The organism is Marininema mesophilum, from assembly GCF_900106775.1.
In the GTDB taxonomy this organism is placed as follows: Bacteria; Bacillota; Bacilli; order Thermoactinomycetales; family DSM-45169; genus Marininema; species Marininema mesophilum.
Map to the genome: position 1 here is coordinate 284,665 of NZ_FNNQ01000002.1, position 17,709 is coordinate 302,373.

At 42.0% G+C, this 17,709-nt stretch carries 18 protein-coding genes and 1 pseudogene; 17 read left to right on the plus strand and 2 right to left on the minus strand.

Features of this window, described 5'->3' with window-relative positions; translation table 11 throughout:
* Positions 1-16: 16 nt before the first annotated feature.
* The gene (locus BLV90_RS03440) at positions 17-196 is read right to left on the minus strand and encodes a hypothetical protein (protein ID WP_143034987.1); all 180 of its coding nucleotides are present in this window, start codon (positions 194-196) and stop codon (positions 17-19) included.
* Positions 197-712: 516 nt separating this feature from the next.
* Here BLV90_RS03440 and BLV90_RS03445 point away from each other — a divergent pair.
* Positions 713-1,669: an ETX/MTX2 family pore-forming toxin gene (locus tag BLV90_RS03445; RefSeq protein ID WP_091736181.1), complete on the plus strand. Its 957-nt coding sequence runs from the start codon at positions 713-715 to the stop codon at positions 1,667-1,669.
* 258 nt (positions 1,670-1,927) lie between these two features.
* A pseudogene (locus BLV90_RS03450) lies at positions 1,928-2,173 on the plus strand (ATP-binding domain-containing protein); the annotation flags it as partial.
* Between the two features lie 44 nt (positions 2,174-2,217).
* Here BLV90_RS03450 and BLV90_RS03455 read toward each other — a convergent pair.
* The gene (locus tag BLV90_RS03455; protein WP_091736184.1) at positions 2,218-2,784 is read right to left on the minus strand and encodes an SMI1/KNR4 family protein; all 567 of its coding nucleotides are present in this window, start codon (positions 2,782-2,784) and stop codon (positions 2,218-2,220) included.
* Between the two features lie 132 nt (positions 2,785-2,916).
* On the opposite strand from BLV90_RS03455, the gene BLV90_RS16800 reads away from it, so the two are divergent.
* The 15 genes from BLV90_RS16800 to BLV90_RS03530 form a co-directional block, all read left to right on the plus strand.
* Positions 2,917-3,066, plus strand: coding sequence for a TetR family transcriptional regulator C-terminal domain-containing protein (locus BLV90_RS16800; RefSeq protein ID WP_425433854.1), 150 nt, complete (start codon positions 2,917-2,919; stop codon positions 3,064-3,066).
* Between the two features lie 174 nt (positions 3,067-3,240).
* Positions 3,241-3,768, plus strand: a complete 528-nt coding sequence (locus BLV90_RS03465) for an alpha-helical endospore appendage domain-containing protein (RefSeq protein ID WP_091736189.1) — start codon at positions 3,241-3,243, stop codon at positions 3,766-3,768.
* Complete coding sequence (locus tag BLV90_RS03470) at positions 3,749-4,276, plus strand: hypothetical protein (RefSeq protein ID WP_091736191.1); 528 nt, start codon at positions 3,749-3,751, stop codon at positions 4,274-4,276. The genes BLV90_RS03465 and BLV90_RS03470 overlap by 20 nt, the downstream gene beginning before the upstream one ends.
* 637 nt (positions 4,277-4,913) lie before the next feature.
* Complete coding sequence (locus tag BLV90_RS03475; RefSeq protein ID WP_091736193.1) at positions 4,914-5,828, plus strand: ETX/MTX2 family pore-forming toxin; 915 nt, start codon at positions 4,914-4,916, stop codon at positions 5,826-5,828.
* Positions 5,829-6,012: 184 nt separating this feature from the next.
* Positions 6,013-6,804 (plus strand): ClpP family protease, encoded by a 792-nt coding sequence (locus BLV90_RS03480; RefSeq protein WP_091736195.1) that lies wholly within the window; start codon positions 6,013-6,015, stop codon positions 6,802-6,804.
* The gene (locus BLV90_RS03485; RefSeq protein ID WP_091736197.1) at positions 6,801-7,010 is read left to right on the plus strand and encodes a YlzJ-like family protein; all 210 of its coding nucleotides are present in this window, start codon (positions 6,801-6,803) and stop codon (positions 7,008-7,010) included. Before BLV90_RS03480 ends, BLV90_RS03485 begins: the two co-directional genes overlap by 4 nt.
* A 450-nt stretch (positions 7,011-7,460) precedes the next feature.
* Positions 7,461-7,964: a DDE-type integrase/transposase/recombinase gene (locus BLV90_RS03490; RefSeq protein ID WP_091736199.1), complete on the plus strand. Its 504-nt coding sequence runs from the start codon at positions 7,461-7,463 to the stop codon at positions 7,962-7,964.
* A gap of 42 nt (positions 7,965-8,006) precedes the next feature.
* On the plus strand, positions 8,007-8,441 hold the full coding sequence (locus BLV90_RS03495; RefSeq protein ID WP_091736201.1) for an NUDIX domain-containing protein: 435 nt from the start codon (positions 8,007-8,009) through the stop codon (positions 8,439-8,441).
* Between the two features lie 255 nt (positions 8,442-8,696).
* A complete protein-coding gene (locus BLV90_RS03500; protein ID WP_091736203.1) occupies positions 8,697-9,248 on the plus strand; it encodes a hypothetical protein in 552 nt (183 codons plus the stop codon).
* Positions 9,249-9,547: 299 nt separating this feature from the next.
* Positions 9,548-11,887, plus strand: coding sequence for a DNA translocase FtsK (locus BLV90_RS03505; protein WP_091736205.1), 2,340 nt, complete (start codon positions 9,548-9,550; stop codon positions 11,885-11,887).
* 233 nt (positions 11,888-12,120) lie between these two features.
* Positions 12,121-13,146 (plus strand): BMP family lipoprotein, encoded by a 1,026-nt coding sequence (locus BLV90_RS03510; RefSeq protein WP_177167876.1) that lies wholly within the window; start codon positions 12,121-12,123, stop codon positions 13,144-13,146.
* A gap of 86 nt (positions 13,147-13,232) precedes the next feature.
* Positions 13,233-14,756, plus strand: a complete 1,524-nt coding sequence (locus tag BLV90_RS03515; protein ID WP_091736209.1) for an ABC transporter ATP-binding protein — start codon at positions 13,233-13,235, stop codon at positions 14,754-14,756.
* A 1-nt stretch (position 14,757) separates the two neighbouring features.
* Positions 14,758-15,849: an ABC transporter permease gene (locus tag BLV90_RS03520; protein WP_091736211.1), complete on the plus strand. Its 1,092-nt coding sequence runs from the start codon at positions 14,758-14,760 to the stop codon at positions 15,847-15,849.
* Positions 15,839-16,777, plus strand: coding sequence for an ABC transporter permease (locus BLV90_RS03525; RefSeq protein WP_091736213.1), 939 nt, complete (start codon positions 15,839-15,841; stop codon positions 16,775-16,777). Before BLV90_RS03520 ends, BLV90_RS03525 begins: the two co-directional genes overlap by 11 nt.
* Before the next feature lie 216 nt (positions 16,778-16,993).
* The coding region (locus BLV90_RS03530) for an RNA-guided endonuclease TnpB family protein (protein WP_143034979.1) at positions 16,994-17,709 on the plus strand (716 nt) is incomplete at its 3' end.

Sequence of the window (17,709 nt, forward strand, 5' to 3'; positions counted from 1 at the left end):
ATCAGCTGATATGATCTTACCCAATAAATGCTTCTTCCGCCGCCATTGGAGCAAACATGGAACTAGAGGAAGTTCGTTCTGTATTTAAACTCGTAATCATTTTCTCATCTACCATCGATGGGGTAAATCGTTCTTTTCCATCGATTCTCCTCTCGAATTTGTTCTCGTGAAAACAGACTGCAACGAAAGATCCCAACACCCCTGATAAGTACAATGCGGATTCCAAATATTCTTTTTGAACAGCTTGCTTCATTTGCTCGATTAAGATTTCTTGTAGGCTTCCCTTACTGATGACACAGCCACTTCTAATTTAAACTGTGATTTTCATACGTAGCTCTTCAGGTGCCAGTAGGTTTGTATATTCTTTAAGTCTTCTTGTTTCTCCTATTATTTTAGCTTATAAGCATTTTTATATTTACTGATAATTATACAATTAAACTTATTATAATAATGTAATTATATTGAAATATATCGTGGATGGAATCGAATAACTCTTATAGGTTGGTTTAGTGGATTTACACATAAAAAACAGTCTTTATCAATAAAATCGACACTTTGTTATATTACAGATTGCTTTTTTTTAATCAGATATAATACAAGTATGTTTGTATATATTTACAAATATACTAACTATTTATGCTTGATTGAAATGAATAAATGTATAATAATTAATTGAAAGTTGTAAGTGCTCAATAAAAGGAGGAGTAAAGTCATGGGAAAATCATGCAGGAGATTGTGTATTTTCGTGATTGCCTTTTTACTCGTTGCTAGTGTTGGACTCACTGGAACTCTGAACTCAAAAGCATTTGCAGCAGAACCGACGTTTGTAGATTTTGATAAAGTAGTCAATGATGGTTGGTGTAAAGCTACCTATCCAGACACATCAGATCAGTGTGAAGCCAAGGTTAACTGGGATAATACGAAATTGAATGTAACCAATGTAACTGTTACGAAAGAGGGGGAGCCTGAGGTAAGTACGGGACCCGACATGTATTTTGGAACAGCTAGACTGACAAATAACTCCGATGATGCTCAGAATTTAAATAGCCAAGAGTTTTCAAAACAAGTTACGGAAACCCTATCTTCGACGGTTACCGAGGGGTTTAAAGTAGGAACGGAGGTAAGCCTTAACGCGACATTCATGGGACTTGGAACATCAACCAAACTGTCCACCGAATATAGCTTCAGCAATGCTGAAACGAAAACCAACACGGATACGGTAACTTATACATCTCCACGACAAACTATCAAGGTTCCACCTCGTACAACCGCGATTGTGAAAGTGTATTTAAAACAAGTAAACGCAAAGGGGAAAGTAAACCTGAATGCGACACTTGGTACCGATGGTCTCCTTTGGCTAAATCACAAAGATCCGGATGGTACAACAGCGGTAAGAGGATGGGATACATTTGATCAATTCAGATATTGGGATCAAAAAGGGTTATTGCCTCAAGAATTATCAGTAGATTATTCAGGGAAGAAAGTGCTCTTCAAAGGAAGCGGAGAATATTCAGCAGAATATGGTACCGAATATCAGGTTGATGTGAGTTATGAGAAGCCAGATTCGGCAGATGGACTGTCAGAAAAACAATCACGGTCAGCAAATGAAGATAAAGATCAATACAAGCCCTATAGCTATAAAGTTCCAGTTAAAAAGGTTAAAAAGTAACTGAATATTTCTTTCACACAGAAGAGGCCTTGCTTAAGGCCTCTTCTGTGTGAAAGAATAGGTATTCGGTGCAAGCCTAATTGAATTAGGAAAGGATGTTATAAGCAGCAACCCTAGAGAAGGGATTGCGGCTTTTTGGTTATAAAGGATTGATTCTCTCTCGAATGAAAACCTTATCTTTAAAAATATTTCTTTCCGGGAGATAAACATTGATTGGATCTGAACAAATTAAAAGATATTTTTATTCACTAGATTCATCTAATTCTACCTGCTTATTTGGCAAAGGGAATCGAGTTTGATGCTGTGATCATATACGATGCATCAAACGAAATATATGGAAGGGAATTTGAAAGGAAGCTCTTTTACACTGCATGTACGAGGGCCATGCATGAGCTACATCTTTTCTCTGTAGGAGAAATGAGTCGGTTTATGAATAATATTCCAGCAAATTCGTATGAGATTACAGTGGAGACATTGAAAGCTGATGAATCCTCGGGGGATTAGGGTTTCTACCAAGACGCTCAGCATGGGGCCGCAAATGCAAATAATTAAGGTTCATCGTATTCAGCTTCTTGGGATTCACTAAGGCTTTGATAGTGATAAAAAGTGTCGGGATTTTCGTTTTTCCATTGCCAGTACTTTTCGCCTTGAGCGATGGTTAAGCGGTCCAACCATAGTTCGAAATTCATATTAAGATAAGTACCGTCCTCAAAAGGTAAGACCGAGTCCATCCAAACAAGATAGTCCTTATTGCCTTGAGTATACTGTTGCGTATCAATCACAAATCGACTGTCTAGATAATATGCAATTGGCATTACATACTTTGGCAAGTCATCAGTGTGATATTCAATAATCTTATTGAGGCTAAGTAAATCAAGGTCATCAAAGAGGAAAGCCCCATTGTGAAGGAGCAGAAACTGTTCGTAATCCTTGGGTAATGTCCATCCTGTTTTCTGTTGAAAAGCTATTAATTCTTCCATTGTGGCTGGATCGTTAAAGCCACATGCTACTTCCTCAAGATAACCGCCCTCTTGTTGGATTTGCAATCGTTTTTGAGAGTTTAGGCGACTTTTTAACGCTTGAAGGGTTTTTGAAATTAACTCTCCCTCTTTCAAAAGAAACACCACCTACTAGAGATCTCTGACCTTATAACCTTCTCCTACTTGGCGGAAAAAGTCCTGTTTTCGATCTAGGTGATGAAGGTTGCTTGCTTTTTTTCTTTTTTCGGCCAGATGGTGTAGCTGAAACTGGTTGATGCGGAAGCAGAGGCGGACAGACTGTACGCCTTTATCGACGCTTTGGCGCTACACATGATCCTGCAGCCTTCGCAGTATCCGATATCCTATTGTGAATCACTGATTTCAGACCACCTTCATTCGTTATGCATGGGAAGATAACTGTTATCTAAAAAACGAAAAATAAGCCGGCTGACCACCATGCAGCCGGCTTATTTTTCGTATGGCCAAAACGCTTTTAGTTGATATTGGTTTTCCTTGCACAGTCTCGGACTCCGGTAATATTTGCGTCAAATATCGAATAACCTATTTGCAACAAGAAGGAGGTACTAATATATGAGTATTCCTGAGTTTCCCCAGCAACAACATAGACCCTCTAGGACAAAAGTCACCATGGATATCCTTGAATCCATTGCCTTGCAAGAAATAGCTCAATCCCATTTAATTAATGCAAACGCGGACAAAATGCAGGTATTACTTTCCCGATACAACAAGGGCGATCAAAGTTTGTCACTAACAGATATTGAGAGTAACCTGAACAAATTTATGACGAATTTGGTTCTACAAGAGTGGGTTACTCTCCAAAAATTAGATAGTATAGTTGCTTTCTATCAGCAGGGGAACGAAATAGATGAGGACGATAAAATTTTTGACGAAACCTATGTAGATTATTGGGATGATTCGGATAACAACTCCAATACGGAAAACAGAAATCCTAAAGTAAATAAAACGAACACCCAAGAGAAAAATAAAAAGGGTAAAAAACGCAAAACAACTAGCTATGACGATTCCTTAGATTATATTGAAGACGATCTCATAGAGGATGAAGGAAAGGGTTCTGATTATGGAAAGAAAGAAAAGTGAAGGCGGTGATTTAGGCGATTCACTTGTAGGAATAAAAAAAACATGGACTCATACTTCCAATATCATAGTACATGGAGAATTATCCGTCATTCAATTATTTAATATGGTGATCGTACTATACGAAGCGAAAATTGCTAATATGGAAGATAATAAATTGTGTTATGCATATAAACTTCTGAATAATATCGAAATATTACAAAACATCATTCTAGGGAAGATAAATATATGTATTATTATTGATGGATTGCAACAAGTTGTTAGGGAAGATTATTCATTAGAAAATACCTACTTTGGTTTGAGAAAAAAATTGAGCACTTGTTTTGATTATCACGATTCATATCTGCAAAGTCAGATAAAAGAGGTCACACAATATCCCGAAAAAAAGAGGAGGGTTCTTATGAACTTTTCTCCTCAATTCTTAAAGGTAGATACTCGTCTAGGTGAACCTTGGTTAGCCGGACAGGTTTGCCCTATAGAACTGGATCCTGAATTAGACTCCCATAGCTGACATGAGCGCAAAAGGTTTCAAATCGAGCGATTTGGTGAAGGCCACCGAAATCGATATGAAGTACAGCGCGCATTCGTGAAATGAAAAAAGGCCTCCGCATCCGATAAAGCATGCGGAGGCCTTTTTGTGTCTAAAGGCCAAATTTCCTCAACAGTAGGTTTTAACTCCCTTGCAATGAGGCGAGCGGTATGGAAGTCGGGTCAGGTCGAATGTTTTTTAGTGCACTAATAGTGGATTCCTGTAAGGAGATAAAAGGGTGCACGAATCTGTTCTTGCTAGATAGCGACTTAGGGAAGAGTAGCTGGAGTGCATATTTGCGACTAAAAAATACATATTGATAAATTAAACAATTAATATTATTATCATGAAGTAATTATATTGGTAAAATATATATTTTTATCAAATTAATCGTATAGAATCCTGATTGAATAGGGCAATGAATAAGGTGTATAAACGGCTAATTATCAATATATTTGATGAATTGTTATAATACAGATTGATTTGATTTAATCAAATATAATACATTATATTTTTATTATTTTTACAAAAATTCTACATATTCATGCTTGATTAAAATGAATGTAGTGTATACACTATTAATTGAAAATTGTATAAGGTTAAAAAAGGGAGAAAAATCATGGGGGAACCAATAAGGAAATTAGTTATGGTCGTGGTTGTTGCTCTTCTACTTACTTCTGGAGTGAAGTCAACGGCATTGGCAGCATCTCCACAAACGTTTACAGATTTTAATGGTTCAGTGAACGAAGCATTTTGTGAAAATGAGTCTGCAGAAACGTGTCAAGCAACAGTTAATTCGTCGGATTTGCAAATTACAGATGCAAAAGTCACGAAAAAAGGGAAGCCTAAGTACGATCCAGGGCCCGACATGTATTTTGGAACTTCTAGACTGGTAAATAATTCTGAAAAGACTCAGAATTTGAGCAGTCAAGAGTTTTCAAAACAAGTTACTGAAACTATTACTACGACTGTCACCAACGGATTTAAAGCTGGAGTGTCAGAGACGATCAACGCGTCATTCCTGGGAATTGGATCATCTACCACACTTTCTGCCGAATATAACTACAGTAGTGCTGAAGCGAAAACCTCAACAGATACGGTGACTTATACAGCTAAATCCCAAAACATCGAAGTTCCACCACATACAACAGCATTGGTAAAAGTGTATTTAAAAAAAGTTAAAGCAAAGGGAAAAGTAAACTTAAATGCAACAATCGGCGGTCCTTTAAGCGTCCATTACAAGTCGAGTAACATTGAAGGGGACTTTAACGGTATAACGTATGAGTATTTCAAATGGGCCAATCATTTGCCTAAAGAATATAAGTTAAAAAGCAAAGCGGAGAAACTACGTTTCAAGGGAACCGGACAATATAAAGCAGAATTGGGTACTGATTTTGATGTTCGGGTGAAGTTTAAAAAGCAAGAGTCAGACGAGGATTCGAAGGCTGATAAGCAATCAAAATCAGAAAAGCAATCACAGTCCGGAAATGGTAATGGAGACAAGCCCTATAACTATACAGTTCCAGCTAAATAATGGATAAATATTTCTCAAAGAAGGGACCTTGTTCAAGGTCCCTTCTTTGAGAAATGAATAAGACATTTATGTATTTAAACTTATCCTACGACTCAGTCTGATTGTTCTTTCTCCCTTAACTTTGTTGTGCTGAATGGTCTACCTATACCAAAGTACATACTAGAGCAGAAGGGGGTTGAGTTGGATGATGGATAATCAAATGAATGAAGAAGGAGCACCCCAAAAAGCACCTGGGGTGCCACCACAACGTCAGCCTGAAGATCCGGAGGGTGAGCCGGATAAACACACAGAATCTGAGAAGAAAAAAGGGGTTGTCGATGCGATTCAGTCACTGGGGCAGGCTAATGTGCCCCAGCTGGCTAGCAATGTCTATTGTTTATCTGTAATTGGGCAGATTGAAGGGCATTTGGTGATGCCTTCGCAAAATAAGACGACCAAGTATGAGCATGTAATTCCACAAATCGTAGCGGCCGAGCAGAATGAGAACATTGAAGGGGTTGTGATCATCCTCAATACGGTGGGGGGCGATGTGGAAGCGGGCTTGGCGATCGCTGAGATGTTAGCAACCATGACGAAGCCGACGGTCTCCCTCGTCCTAGGAGGCGGGCATAGTATCGGGGTGCCGATTGCAGTATCCTCGAATGTTTCTTTCATCACAGAGACAGCCACCATGACTGTGCATCCAGTACGTCTGACTGGCCTTGTGGTAGGGGTTCCACAAACCTTTGAATACATGGAGAAAATGCAAGAGCGGGTGATTCGTTTTGTGAGGAATCACTCCAATTGTACTGAGGAGCAGTTTCGAGAATTGATGTTCCGTACAGGTGAATTGGCGCGGGATATTGGGACCAATGTGATTGGAGCAGATGCGGTCAAATATGGCCTAATTGATCGTGTGGGTGGTCTTGGGGATGCGCTTGCAGAGTTGAATCGATTGATTGATGAGAATAAGGCCAGTGAGGGAGTGGTTCAGTGATTTACTATTCTATCGTTCCACCCGAGTTGGCCCTTGTGGATTCATCGGCCCCAACACCTGATTACCGGGAAGTAGAAATAGAGGGAGTCTTAATGACAGTAGAAATGGTCGGAGGTAATGCACGAATTCATCGCCTTCACTCTCCTGATCCCGCTCACTATCTTGATCCCCGCTTTCAGCCAGGCAGTATGGTCACCTTATATTAATCGTTACTTAAAGGATCCTCCCATCGGTTGGAGGGTCTTTCCATGTTATAATCGAAATTAGATAAGAGATTGATGGAAAAGGCAGAAAAGGTGATCCTACCATGGCAAAAGGAAAGAAAAAGAAAGAAGCGGGTCTCCAACAGGCAATCTTGTATGAACTTTATGGGATCGGGATTTTGACTTGAAACCGATTATATTGTTTAAGTCTAATAGAATTGCTAACTTCATTGGAATCTAACAATTAGCCCTGATAAATCGGGCTACTATTAATGAAATACACAACGTTGAAGTGGCTGAGGTGGAGTTAGTATGGTTTTGTGGACACAGAAAAGTTAAGTCCATAGAATAAGGAACAAAGGGATGTGTCCAGATGAAAAAGAAAGCAAACGGTTGGTACAATCAGAAATTTAAAGAATCGGTAGTGGAGTTGTATCAGGCAGAGTCTGCAAAGTGTTAGGGATTGCGCGAAGCAGCTATTACCGTATCAAGAATCGTAAGCCTTCTCAGAGAGAAATAGAGAATCAAGGGCTTTCTGTGAGTATCAAGCGAGTTCAACGTTTCATGCAAAGGCTAGGAATTGCGTCCATCACGTACAAGAAATTTCGTCCTTTTGGCAAAGGGACTTCTCCCATAAAAGAAGGGAAACGGGATTTTTCAACCACTGGGTTGAATCAAAAATGGGTTTCAGATATCACGTATATTCCTTCGCTAAGAGACGGATGGTGCTATCTCTCCTCCGTGATGGATCTACACTCCAAAAAGATGATTGCCTATTCCTTCTCACGAACGATGACAACAGCGGTTGTGAGGAAGGCTATTCAGTATGCCCTCAATGAACAGACCACGAGCCCGGGTCTCATCCTACATTCCGACCTAGGTTCGCAATATACTAGCGAAGAGCTAACGACTTTCCTTGAACGTCAACATCTTAGACTTAACTTTTTATTAACATGAAATGCTTGTAAATTTTTAAATAGCGGTCGGAAAGGAACAAAAATGAAAATAAGAAATTCTGCAAAAGCTATTTTGATTCATGAAAATAAACTACTTGTAATTAAACATAAAGATCAAGATGGCATATTCTATCTACTACCAGGTGGTGGTCAAATACCTGGAGAAACACTACCTGAAACAGTTAAGCGTGAGTTACTTGAAGAAGCGGGAGTTGAAGTAGAGGTTAGTAAAGTTATCCTTCTTCGGGAATGTTTTATAGACCAAGATTTTCATCGAGTAGAGTTTATGTTTACGTGTGGTTTAAAACGAGAAAATTCAAAATACCTTAAGCAGGATAGGGAGCAAATAGGAGTTGAGTGGCTCTCTATCCAAGAATTAAAGAGTTTTCCTTTATATCCAGTCTCCTTGCGTGAAGCAATTCTCAACTACTACAATGGTCGTTCAAATCTCCCTATTTACGCTGGAGAAATGCCCTGATAAAATTTAATTATTTTTATTTACCGTTTAAACTAACTCGGAGTATTCATACTTTATTTCATTTATCAAGCTGGCTACTGCTTAGACTTAACTTTTTACTGTCTCACTTATTGACTCAAGTCCAGTAAGGCATGCATTGGGATTAGCACACAGTTATGATGGACAGGTAATGAATGTATATATGCGGCCCATACACCTAAAAGCCATGATATAAATGATTACAAAAAATTATGGAAATGAAGGGGGGGGAGTTCATTGAATAAACGACGATTACTTGGCATTGCGCTATGTGGAATGATGGTGGGGATGGGAGGGGTGTTTGCATATGTACAGTTAGATAAGCCATCTACTAGAACCCTGCACACTAGTTCAGCTGTGGATTTAAGTGATCCAAAAAAGAGGGTGGGTTGGGCAGATAATGTATTTGTTGGCGAAGTGATATCGAAAAAAGGGACTAAGAAATTTTTAAGGGATACTCCAGAGACTCAATTTAATGTAAAAGTGATAGAAAATATTAAAGGGGAACTTTCAGGGGAAGTGGTAGTGAATCAACTCGGAGGATATGATGGAGAAGAAAGAGTTCTTGTTGCAGGAGATGAAATGATTAAAGAAAGTGAGACATATATGTTTGTTGTAAAATACGAAGATGAGCATTCCTTTTATAATATTGCGACACAATATGGTCACACAAAGATTGATAATCAAGGAGAGAAAGATAAATTGATAAAAGAATATAAAACAGCATTTAAAAATCAGGTACCTTTCAAAATTGATTCGGGGGAAGGACCAGATACTGGCGATAATTAAACCTCTAAACTTATCGATAGACCTGAATGCCACCTTTATTCACTAGGGCAGAAGAGGGTTGAGTTGGATGATGGATAATAAAGGAGGAGCATCCTATAAGCACCTGGGAGTTACCAATGTTTACTGTCTACTTGTACTTGGGTAGATTGAAGGGCATTGGTGGTTTTCAACCAAGCAATATGGTCACCTTATTTTAATCGTTACTTAAAGGATCCTCCCATCGGTTGGAGGGTCTTTCCATGTTATAATCGAAATTAGATAAAGAGATTGATGGAAAAGGCAGAAAAGGTGATCCTACCATGGCAAAAGGAAAGAAAAAGAAAGAAGCGGGTCTCCAACAGGCGATCCTGTATGAACTTTATGGGATTGGGATTTTGACCTTGTCTGTGATGGCATTAGCACAACTGGGTGCTGTTGGGAGGTCGCTTACATATCTCTCCCGTTTTTTTGTAGGGAATTGGGATTTTATATTACCCCTTGGGGGGTTAATCGTTGCGATTTATGTAATGATGAAACGCCATTGGCCCAATCGCTGGTCAAGGCGATGGACGGGAATTTTATTGATTGTATTTGCCTTTTTAATATGGAACCATATGGAGACCTTCGAGAGTCTGCGAGCTCGGGGGATGGATGGTCCAGTGATTCAGACGACTTGGAACCAGATCCTTGCAGGACGAACATCGGCATTGCCGACAGATATCGGGGGTGGAATGATTGGCGGTTTAGGATATGCTCTTTTTCAGTATCTCTTTGACCGTACAGGATCTACCCTAGCCGTGATTGCGCTGGGATTGGCAGGGGGGCTTTTAGCGACGGGGTCTTCCTTTGTTAACACACTGCGTTCTACCCGTGAGGGGACACAACAATGGGTTCGCGAGTGGAAAACGCATATGGTTCGCCGGTTTGCTAACAAAAACAAAGATAAGCAGCAGTCGCACCCTTTGCGAAAAAGGAAGGCAGAGCCCAATTCTTCTGCTGAGGTATCCCCTGAGACAGAGAATCCAGCCGAGGTGCCTGTCATCCATGATTTTTCCGAAAAGGAAGAAGAAAATTATCGAACAGGAGAGTTAGAACAGCCAGAATTGTTTCCGCAAGAAGGGAAAGAAGAGCAAAAACAGAACGCTTCTGCTCAATCAGTAGCTATACCTAGTGAGCCAGAGGGAGAAGAACCAAAGAGCAGTGCAGTTGTGGTAGAGTTCAATCAGGAACAAGAATTACCTAAATACCGTCTTCCTTCCTATTCCTTATTGAAAAAGAAAAAGAAGAGTGGTAGGAACCAAGAACGTAAAGGCATGACTGAAAATGCTCGTAAATTGGAAACGACCTTGGAAAGCTTTGGTGTAAAAGCAAAGGTTACACAGATTCATCGCGGACCTGCGGTTACACGTTATGAAGTGCAACCAGACATTGGTGTCAAAGTAAGCCGAATTGTTAATTTATCCGATGATATTGCCCTCTCCCTTGCAGCGAAGGATATACGGATTGAGGCTCCTATTCCTGGAAAAGCGGCAATTGGCATTGAGGTTCCCAATACGGAGGTCTCCGTTGTAGGATTACGCGATGTGCTTGAAAGTTCACAGTATCATGAATCTCCCTCGAAATTGTCCATTGCGCTTGGAAGAGACATTTCAGGAGAGCCAATCGTAGGGGATTTAGCTAAAATGCCCCATTTATTGGTAGCGGGTGCTACAGGCTCCGGGAAGAGTGTATGTATTAACGATATCATTTGTAGCATTTTGTATAAGGCAAAGCCTCATGAAGTGAAGTTTATGATGATTGATCCCAAAGTGGTAGAGCTTAATATTTACAATGGAATCCCCCATTTGCTTGCTCCAGTAGTGACAGATTCACGGCGAGCAGCCGTGGCACTGAAGAAAGTCGTTGCGGAAATGGAAAAACGATATGATTTATTTGCAAAATCGGGAGCAAGGGATATCGAACGCTATAATCAGGGAGTAAGGGAGAAAAAAGAAGGGAGTCTTCTACCCTATATCGTAGTGATAGTGGATGAACTTGCTGATCTGATGATGGTAGCAGCAACTGAAGTTGAGGATGCTATTTGTCGTCTAGCCCAAATGGCAAGAGCTGCGGGTATTCATTTGATTATTGCTACTCAGCGGCCCTCAGTGGATGTTATTACTGGGGTGATCAAAGCCAACATTCCCTCTCGAATTGCCTTCGGTGTCTCTGCCCAGGCGGATTCCCGCACGATTTTGGATATGGGAGGAGCAGAGAAGCTTCTAGGAAGGGGCGATATGCTTTATCTTCCTGTAGGTGCTTCCAAGCCGACACGAGTACAGGGCTCCTTTCTGTCAGATAAAGAAGTGGAAACCGTTGTTAAGTTTGTGAAAGAGCAACAAAAGGTGGACTACAATGAAGAAATGATTCCACAGGAAGCAGAGATATCGACTACTGAAGAAGCGGAGGATGATCTCTTTCCTGATGCGGTTAAATTGGTCGTTGAAGCAAAAACAGCGTCAGTATCTCTATTGCAAAGACGGCTTCGAATTGGCTATACAAGGGCGGCAAGATTGATAGATTTTATGGAGCAGCGAGGAATTGTGGGCCCCTATGAGGGTAGTAAACCGCGAGAAGTCCTTTTACATCCCGAACAATGGCGACAGCAACAGAATGCTTGAAAAAAATTCCATTAATTAGCATGACTTCAACGTTATATAAAAAGTGTAGAAAAAAGATGTCGAGCATGGTATAACATAAGAGCATGGAATAGGTCAGCCAAGTTAACCAAAGAGAAACGGAAAAAGCCCTCCATAGTAGTTTGCTCTAGCCATTTTTTACAAGCGCTTACATATGGGGGGCGGGGTCGTCTGATCCGATTGTTCCAAGCACTCAACCAAGGGGGATTCAAAAAGTGAAGCTGAAAGCACTCGGTGCGTTGCTTCTTAGTGCAGCGCTTGTGACCGTCGCAGGTTGTGGGGCGGCTCAAAATGGAGGAAATAAGGGCGCAACTGCTGGTCTCGTAACGGATGTTGGTGGTTTGAGCGACGAATCCTTTAACCAAACTTCCTGGGCGGGTCTCCAGAAAGCCGGTAAAGATATGGACTTTAATGTGAAGGCTCTGGAATCCAAGCGGGACGACGAGTATATTCCTAACCTAACCAAATTTGCTCGGGAAAAGCGAACCATTACGTGGGGCATGGGCTTTAAAATTCAAGCAGCGCTACAAAAAGTATCGAACCAATTTAAAGATCAGAACTTTGCTATTGTAGATACGAATATGGGTGGTAAAGTCCCCAAAAATGTCGCTGCGGTTACCTTTAAAGAAGAAGAAGGTTCCTTCTTGATGGGTGTCATCGCTGGTTCCATGACAAAGACCAATAAAGTCGGCTTCATCGGTGGGATCACTTCCCCACTAATCAAGAAATTTGAGTCCGGTTATCGTGCAGGGGTTAAAGCAGCGAATCCAAAAGCAGAAGTAAAAGTGGTTTACGCTGAAAGCTTCACGGATAGCGCGAAGGGCCGTGCGCTTGCATCCAGTCTTTACAATGGTGGTACTGATATCATCTATCATGCTGCTGGTGGAGTAGGAAAAGGTCTATTTAACGAAGTGAAAACTCGTAAAAAAGGCAAGTACTGGGCAATCGGTGTCGATATGGATCAGTCAAAGTTGGCTCCCGATCATACACTCTCCTCCATGGTGAAGCGCGTCGATGTAGCTGTTTATGACGTGATGAAAAAAGTGAAGGATGGTAAGTTCCCAGGCGGTGAACAAGTAGAACTGGGCCTCAAGGAAGACGGAGTTACGTATTCGGATACGACCAAGAAGCATGTGCCAGCTAAGGTCCTGAAAAAAGTGGACAACTTTAAACAGCAAATTATTAACGGTAAGATCAAGGTGCCCGCTACTGAAGACGAATTGAGGAAATTCAAACCGTAACAGGACCGTCAAGGCGATCATCAGGCACGGAGGAAGGGGCCGGCTCAGCTGGTCCTTTCCTCCGTTTTGGAAAGGGGAAGGAATCAATGGATGCAGTAGAAATGAAAGGAATCACGAAGCGCTTCCCTGGAATTGTAGCCAACGATGGAGTAAATCTTAAGGTGAAGCAAGGTGAGATTCACGCGCTTCTAGGTGAGAATGGTGCCGGTAAATCTACGTTGATGAATATCTTATTTGGGCTTTATCAACCCGATGAGGGTAAGATTCTCATCAAAGGAAAAGAGACGGAAATCACGGGTCCCACAGTTGCAGGGGAGCTGGGGATTGGGATGGTCCATCAACACTTCATGCTTGTAGATCCCTTTACAGTAACAGAAAATATCATCCTCGGTTCTGAACCGACTACTAATGGGATGATCAACAAACGAAGAGCAGAAAAAGAAGTACAGGCGATCTCTGACCGCTATGGATTAAAAGTAGATCCGCGGGCGAAGATTCGTGATATCTCTGTTGGTATGCAACAACGGGTAGAGATTTTAAAAACCTTGTATCGTGGTGCGGAGATTCTGATCTTTGATGAACCAACAGCTGTACTTGCTCCACAAGAAATCGATGAATTGATTGTCATCATGGAGAACCTCGTTAAAGAGGGAAAGACGATCATTTTTATCACTCATAAACTAAAAGAGATTATGCGTATCTGTGATGTGGTGACCATCATTCGTCAAGGGAAGTTTATCGGACGCGTCGAAGTAGCCGATACGGATGAAAATCGTTTGGCATCTATGATGGTAGGACGGGATGTTTCCTTTACAGTTGATAAGAAACCTGCTAAGCCAAAGGATAAGATCTTATCCATTCGTGATATTCGGGTACAGGATAGTCGCGGAGTTGACGCTGTACGTGGCTTGAATATGGAGATTAAGGCTGGAGAGATCGTTGGGCTAGCCGGTGTAGATGGCAACGGACAGTCAGAGCTAATCGAAGCCATTACAGGGCTAAAGAAAGTTCAATCAGGAGAAGTTATTCTCAATGGAAAGAAAATTACCAACTTAAAGCCCAAAACAATCACCCATAGTGGTGTAGGGCATATTCCAGAAGATCGTCATCGTCGTGGATTGGTTCTAGATTTCTCCATTGGTGAAAACATGGTGTTGCAAACCTTTGATCAGAAGCCCTTTGCAAAGGGTTGGTCCTTGCAGTACCCTGCGATTCATAGTTATGCAAAACGACTGATTGAAGAATTTGATGTGCGCACCCCTGATATTCATACGCCTGCACGTGCACTCTCTGGTGGAAATCAGCAGAAGGGGATTATCGCTCGTGAAGTAGATCGGGATCCTGATTTCCTCATTGCTGCACAACCTACTAGGGGCTTGGATGTTGGAGCGATTGAAGGCATCCATCGCCGATTGATTGAGCAGAGGGATAAAGGGAAGGCGATTCTTCTGATGTCCTTAGAACTGGAGGAAATCTGGCAGTTGTCCGATCATATTGCTGTAATCTATGAAGGAAAGATCGCTGGTTGGGTAGATCCAGCATCTACTACTGAAGAAGAGATTGGCCTCTTGATGGCTGGTTATCGAGCAGGTACGGAGGTGACCTCATAGCATGCAGGTGTTATCTAAGATTAATAAACAATCATCTTTTTTCGCATCGCTCATCTCCGTAATTATGGGCTTGTTGGTTGGTGGAGTGATGATGATCCTGGCAGGTTACAACCCTATTCAGGCATATATCGCTCTTTTTCAAAGTGCTTTTTTACAGCCCTTTGATATTGGTGAGACGATCCGGTCGATTACTCCATTGATCCTGACGGGTCTAGCAGTCGGTCTCGCATTTCGGACAGGCCTATTCAACATCGGGGTGGAAGGACAGTTTATTATTGGTCAACTTGCTGCAGTTATTGTTGCCATTAAGTTGGATTTGCCCCCTGTCCTTCACGCTATAGTTGCCGTGATTGCTGGTGCCCTAGGTGGTGCGCTGTGGGCTTTTCTCCCAGGTTATCTAAAGGCAAAACGGGGCGTTCATGAGGTTATTACAACGATTATGATGAATTTTATTGCGTTGTATCTCTCCAATTTGGCTGTTACAGAATGGCTGACAGAGGGTGCTGATAAGACGAAGAATGTTCCTGAGTCTGCTTCCCTCCATTGGAGCTTTTTAAGTCAAATGTTTGATGGTTCTAGTGTTCACTTTGGAATCTTTATCGCAATTGTAGCCGCTATTTTTATGTACTATCTGTTGTGGAAAACGACAACCGGATATCAATTGCGGGCCGTTGGTTTCAATCCTCATGCGTCTGAGTATGCAGGGATGAATGTGTCTCGCAATATTGTGTTGTCTATGATGATTAGTGGTATCTTTGCTGGGCTTGCTGGAGCATCGGAACTCCTTGGAACATCTGGCTATCAATCGATTCAGGCATCCTATACAGGGATTGGTTTTGATGGAATCGCAGTCTCCCTTCTTGGTGGAAATACTCCCTTTGGGATCGTTTTATCTGCTTCTTTGTTTGGGATTCTTACCTACGGAGGAAGCAACATGGAGTTTGTTGCAGGTGTTCCCCGTGAGGTGATCCGTGTTGTATTTGCTGCAATTATCTTCTTTGTAGCGGCCAATATTGTCCGGTGGGCATCTCAGCGTCGGAAGAAGAAAAAAGTAAAAGAGTCCAACGAGAAGGCGGTGAAGAGTGGTGATTGAATCGTTGACGGATATCTTGGCAACGACGGTGCTTTATATGACTCCACTCCTTTTGGCTGCGATGGGAGGATTGTTCTCTGAGCGATCAGGTGTGGTGAATATCGGCTTGGAAGGTCTAATGACCATTGGTGCATTCACCGCTGTTGTAACAACCCTTGAAACACACAATCCATGGCTTGGTTTAGTAACTGCGATGTTAGCGGGTATGCTGTTTTCCATTCCCCATGCGATTGCTTCAATTACCTTTAAAGCAGATCAGGTAGTTAGTGGTGTAGCGCTTAACTTCCTAGCCTTAGGGGTTGCTGTTTATTTGGTAAAATCTCTATATAAAGGATCTGGTCAAACACCCGATGTGCAAGATGTTCTACAAGCAATGCCGATTCCGGGGTTAGAAAATATCCCAGTTATCGGGCCCGCCCTTTTCCGTGCCTTTCCAACCACTTATCTTGCTTTAATCATTGTTTTTATTGGTTATGTGGTACTTTATCGCACTCCTTTTGGTATGCGACTACGGGCAGTTGGTGAACACCCTCAAGCCGCTGAGACGATGGGAGTAAATGTGTACCGTATGCGATATACGGGTGTTCTGATCAGTGGTGCCTTAGCAGGCTTAGGTGGAGCAAGTCTGTCCATCGCAATCGGTAGCCAATTTAGTGAATCAACCATTGCAGGGCAAGGGTTTATTGCGCTAGCTACTTTGATTTTTGGGAAATGGCATCCCTTTGGAGTTTTGGGTGCCTCGACCTTCTTTGGTTTTGCCGTAGCTCTTGCGTTGAAAGGTCAGTTAATTGGTCTAACCACCTATGTGCCAAGTGAAGCACTAAACATGCTTCCTTATATATTAACGATCTTGGCCCTCGCAGGTTTCGTCGGTCGAGCAGAAGCTCCTGCTGCAATTGGAAAAACCTATGAGACCGGCGGTCGATAAAAAAACTCCTACTATTGATAGTATCCCCTTCAGGGTTCACAGTAAGAAGAAAGCCACTTACTAAAACTCTGAAGGGATTTTTTTATAGATTGCGAGCGGGAAAACCCAGCCCTTCAAGGTTGGGATGAAAGCGAGCGTCAGACGAGAGAGGGGAGATCTTCCCTCTCGCAAGGCTGATAATCCCCGTATATAATTAGGTAAAGGGGAGGTAAACCCATGCACAAAGCGTTTAAATTTCGCTTGTATCCAACAAAGGAACAAACCATTCTCATCCATAAATCCATTGGATGTAGTCGTTTCACATTTAATCACTTTCTAGCCAGATGGAACGAATTCTATGACAGCACAGGAAAAGGTCTGACCTATGGAACCTGTTCTGCCCAACTGACTGCCTTAAAAAAAGAGATCGATTGGCTACGGGAAGTCGATTCTACTTCGCTTCAAAATACCTTGAAACACCTAGCAGATTCCTTCTCTCGCTTCTTCAAAAAGCAAAATGACCGTCCACGCTTCAAAAGCAAACGAAATCGTGTCCAATCCTACACTAGTCAGTGCAACCATCCGAAAAAGGGAAAGGCCACCATCGAGGTGATAGCCAATCGGATCAGGCTCCCGAAACTCGGATGGGTGAAGGTTGCCAAATCCCGTGAAGTAGAGGGACGGATTCTTTCTGCAACCATCCGGCGTAATCCCACGGGGAAGTACTTTGTATCGGTGTTGTGTGAAATCAACGCGTGTCCGGTTGTGTCTGTATCCAAAGAGAAAGTAATCGGTGTTGATTTGGGGCTGAAAGACTTTGCGATTCTAACGGACGGAACCCAAGTAAAACCGTCTCGGTATTTCCGCCAGTACGAAAAGAAGCTAGCCAAAGCACAGCGCATCATGAGCCAACGAACCAAAGGCGGTTCCAATTGGCACAAAGCACGGATCAA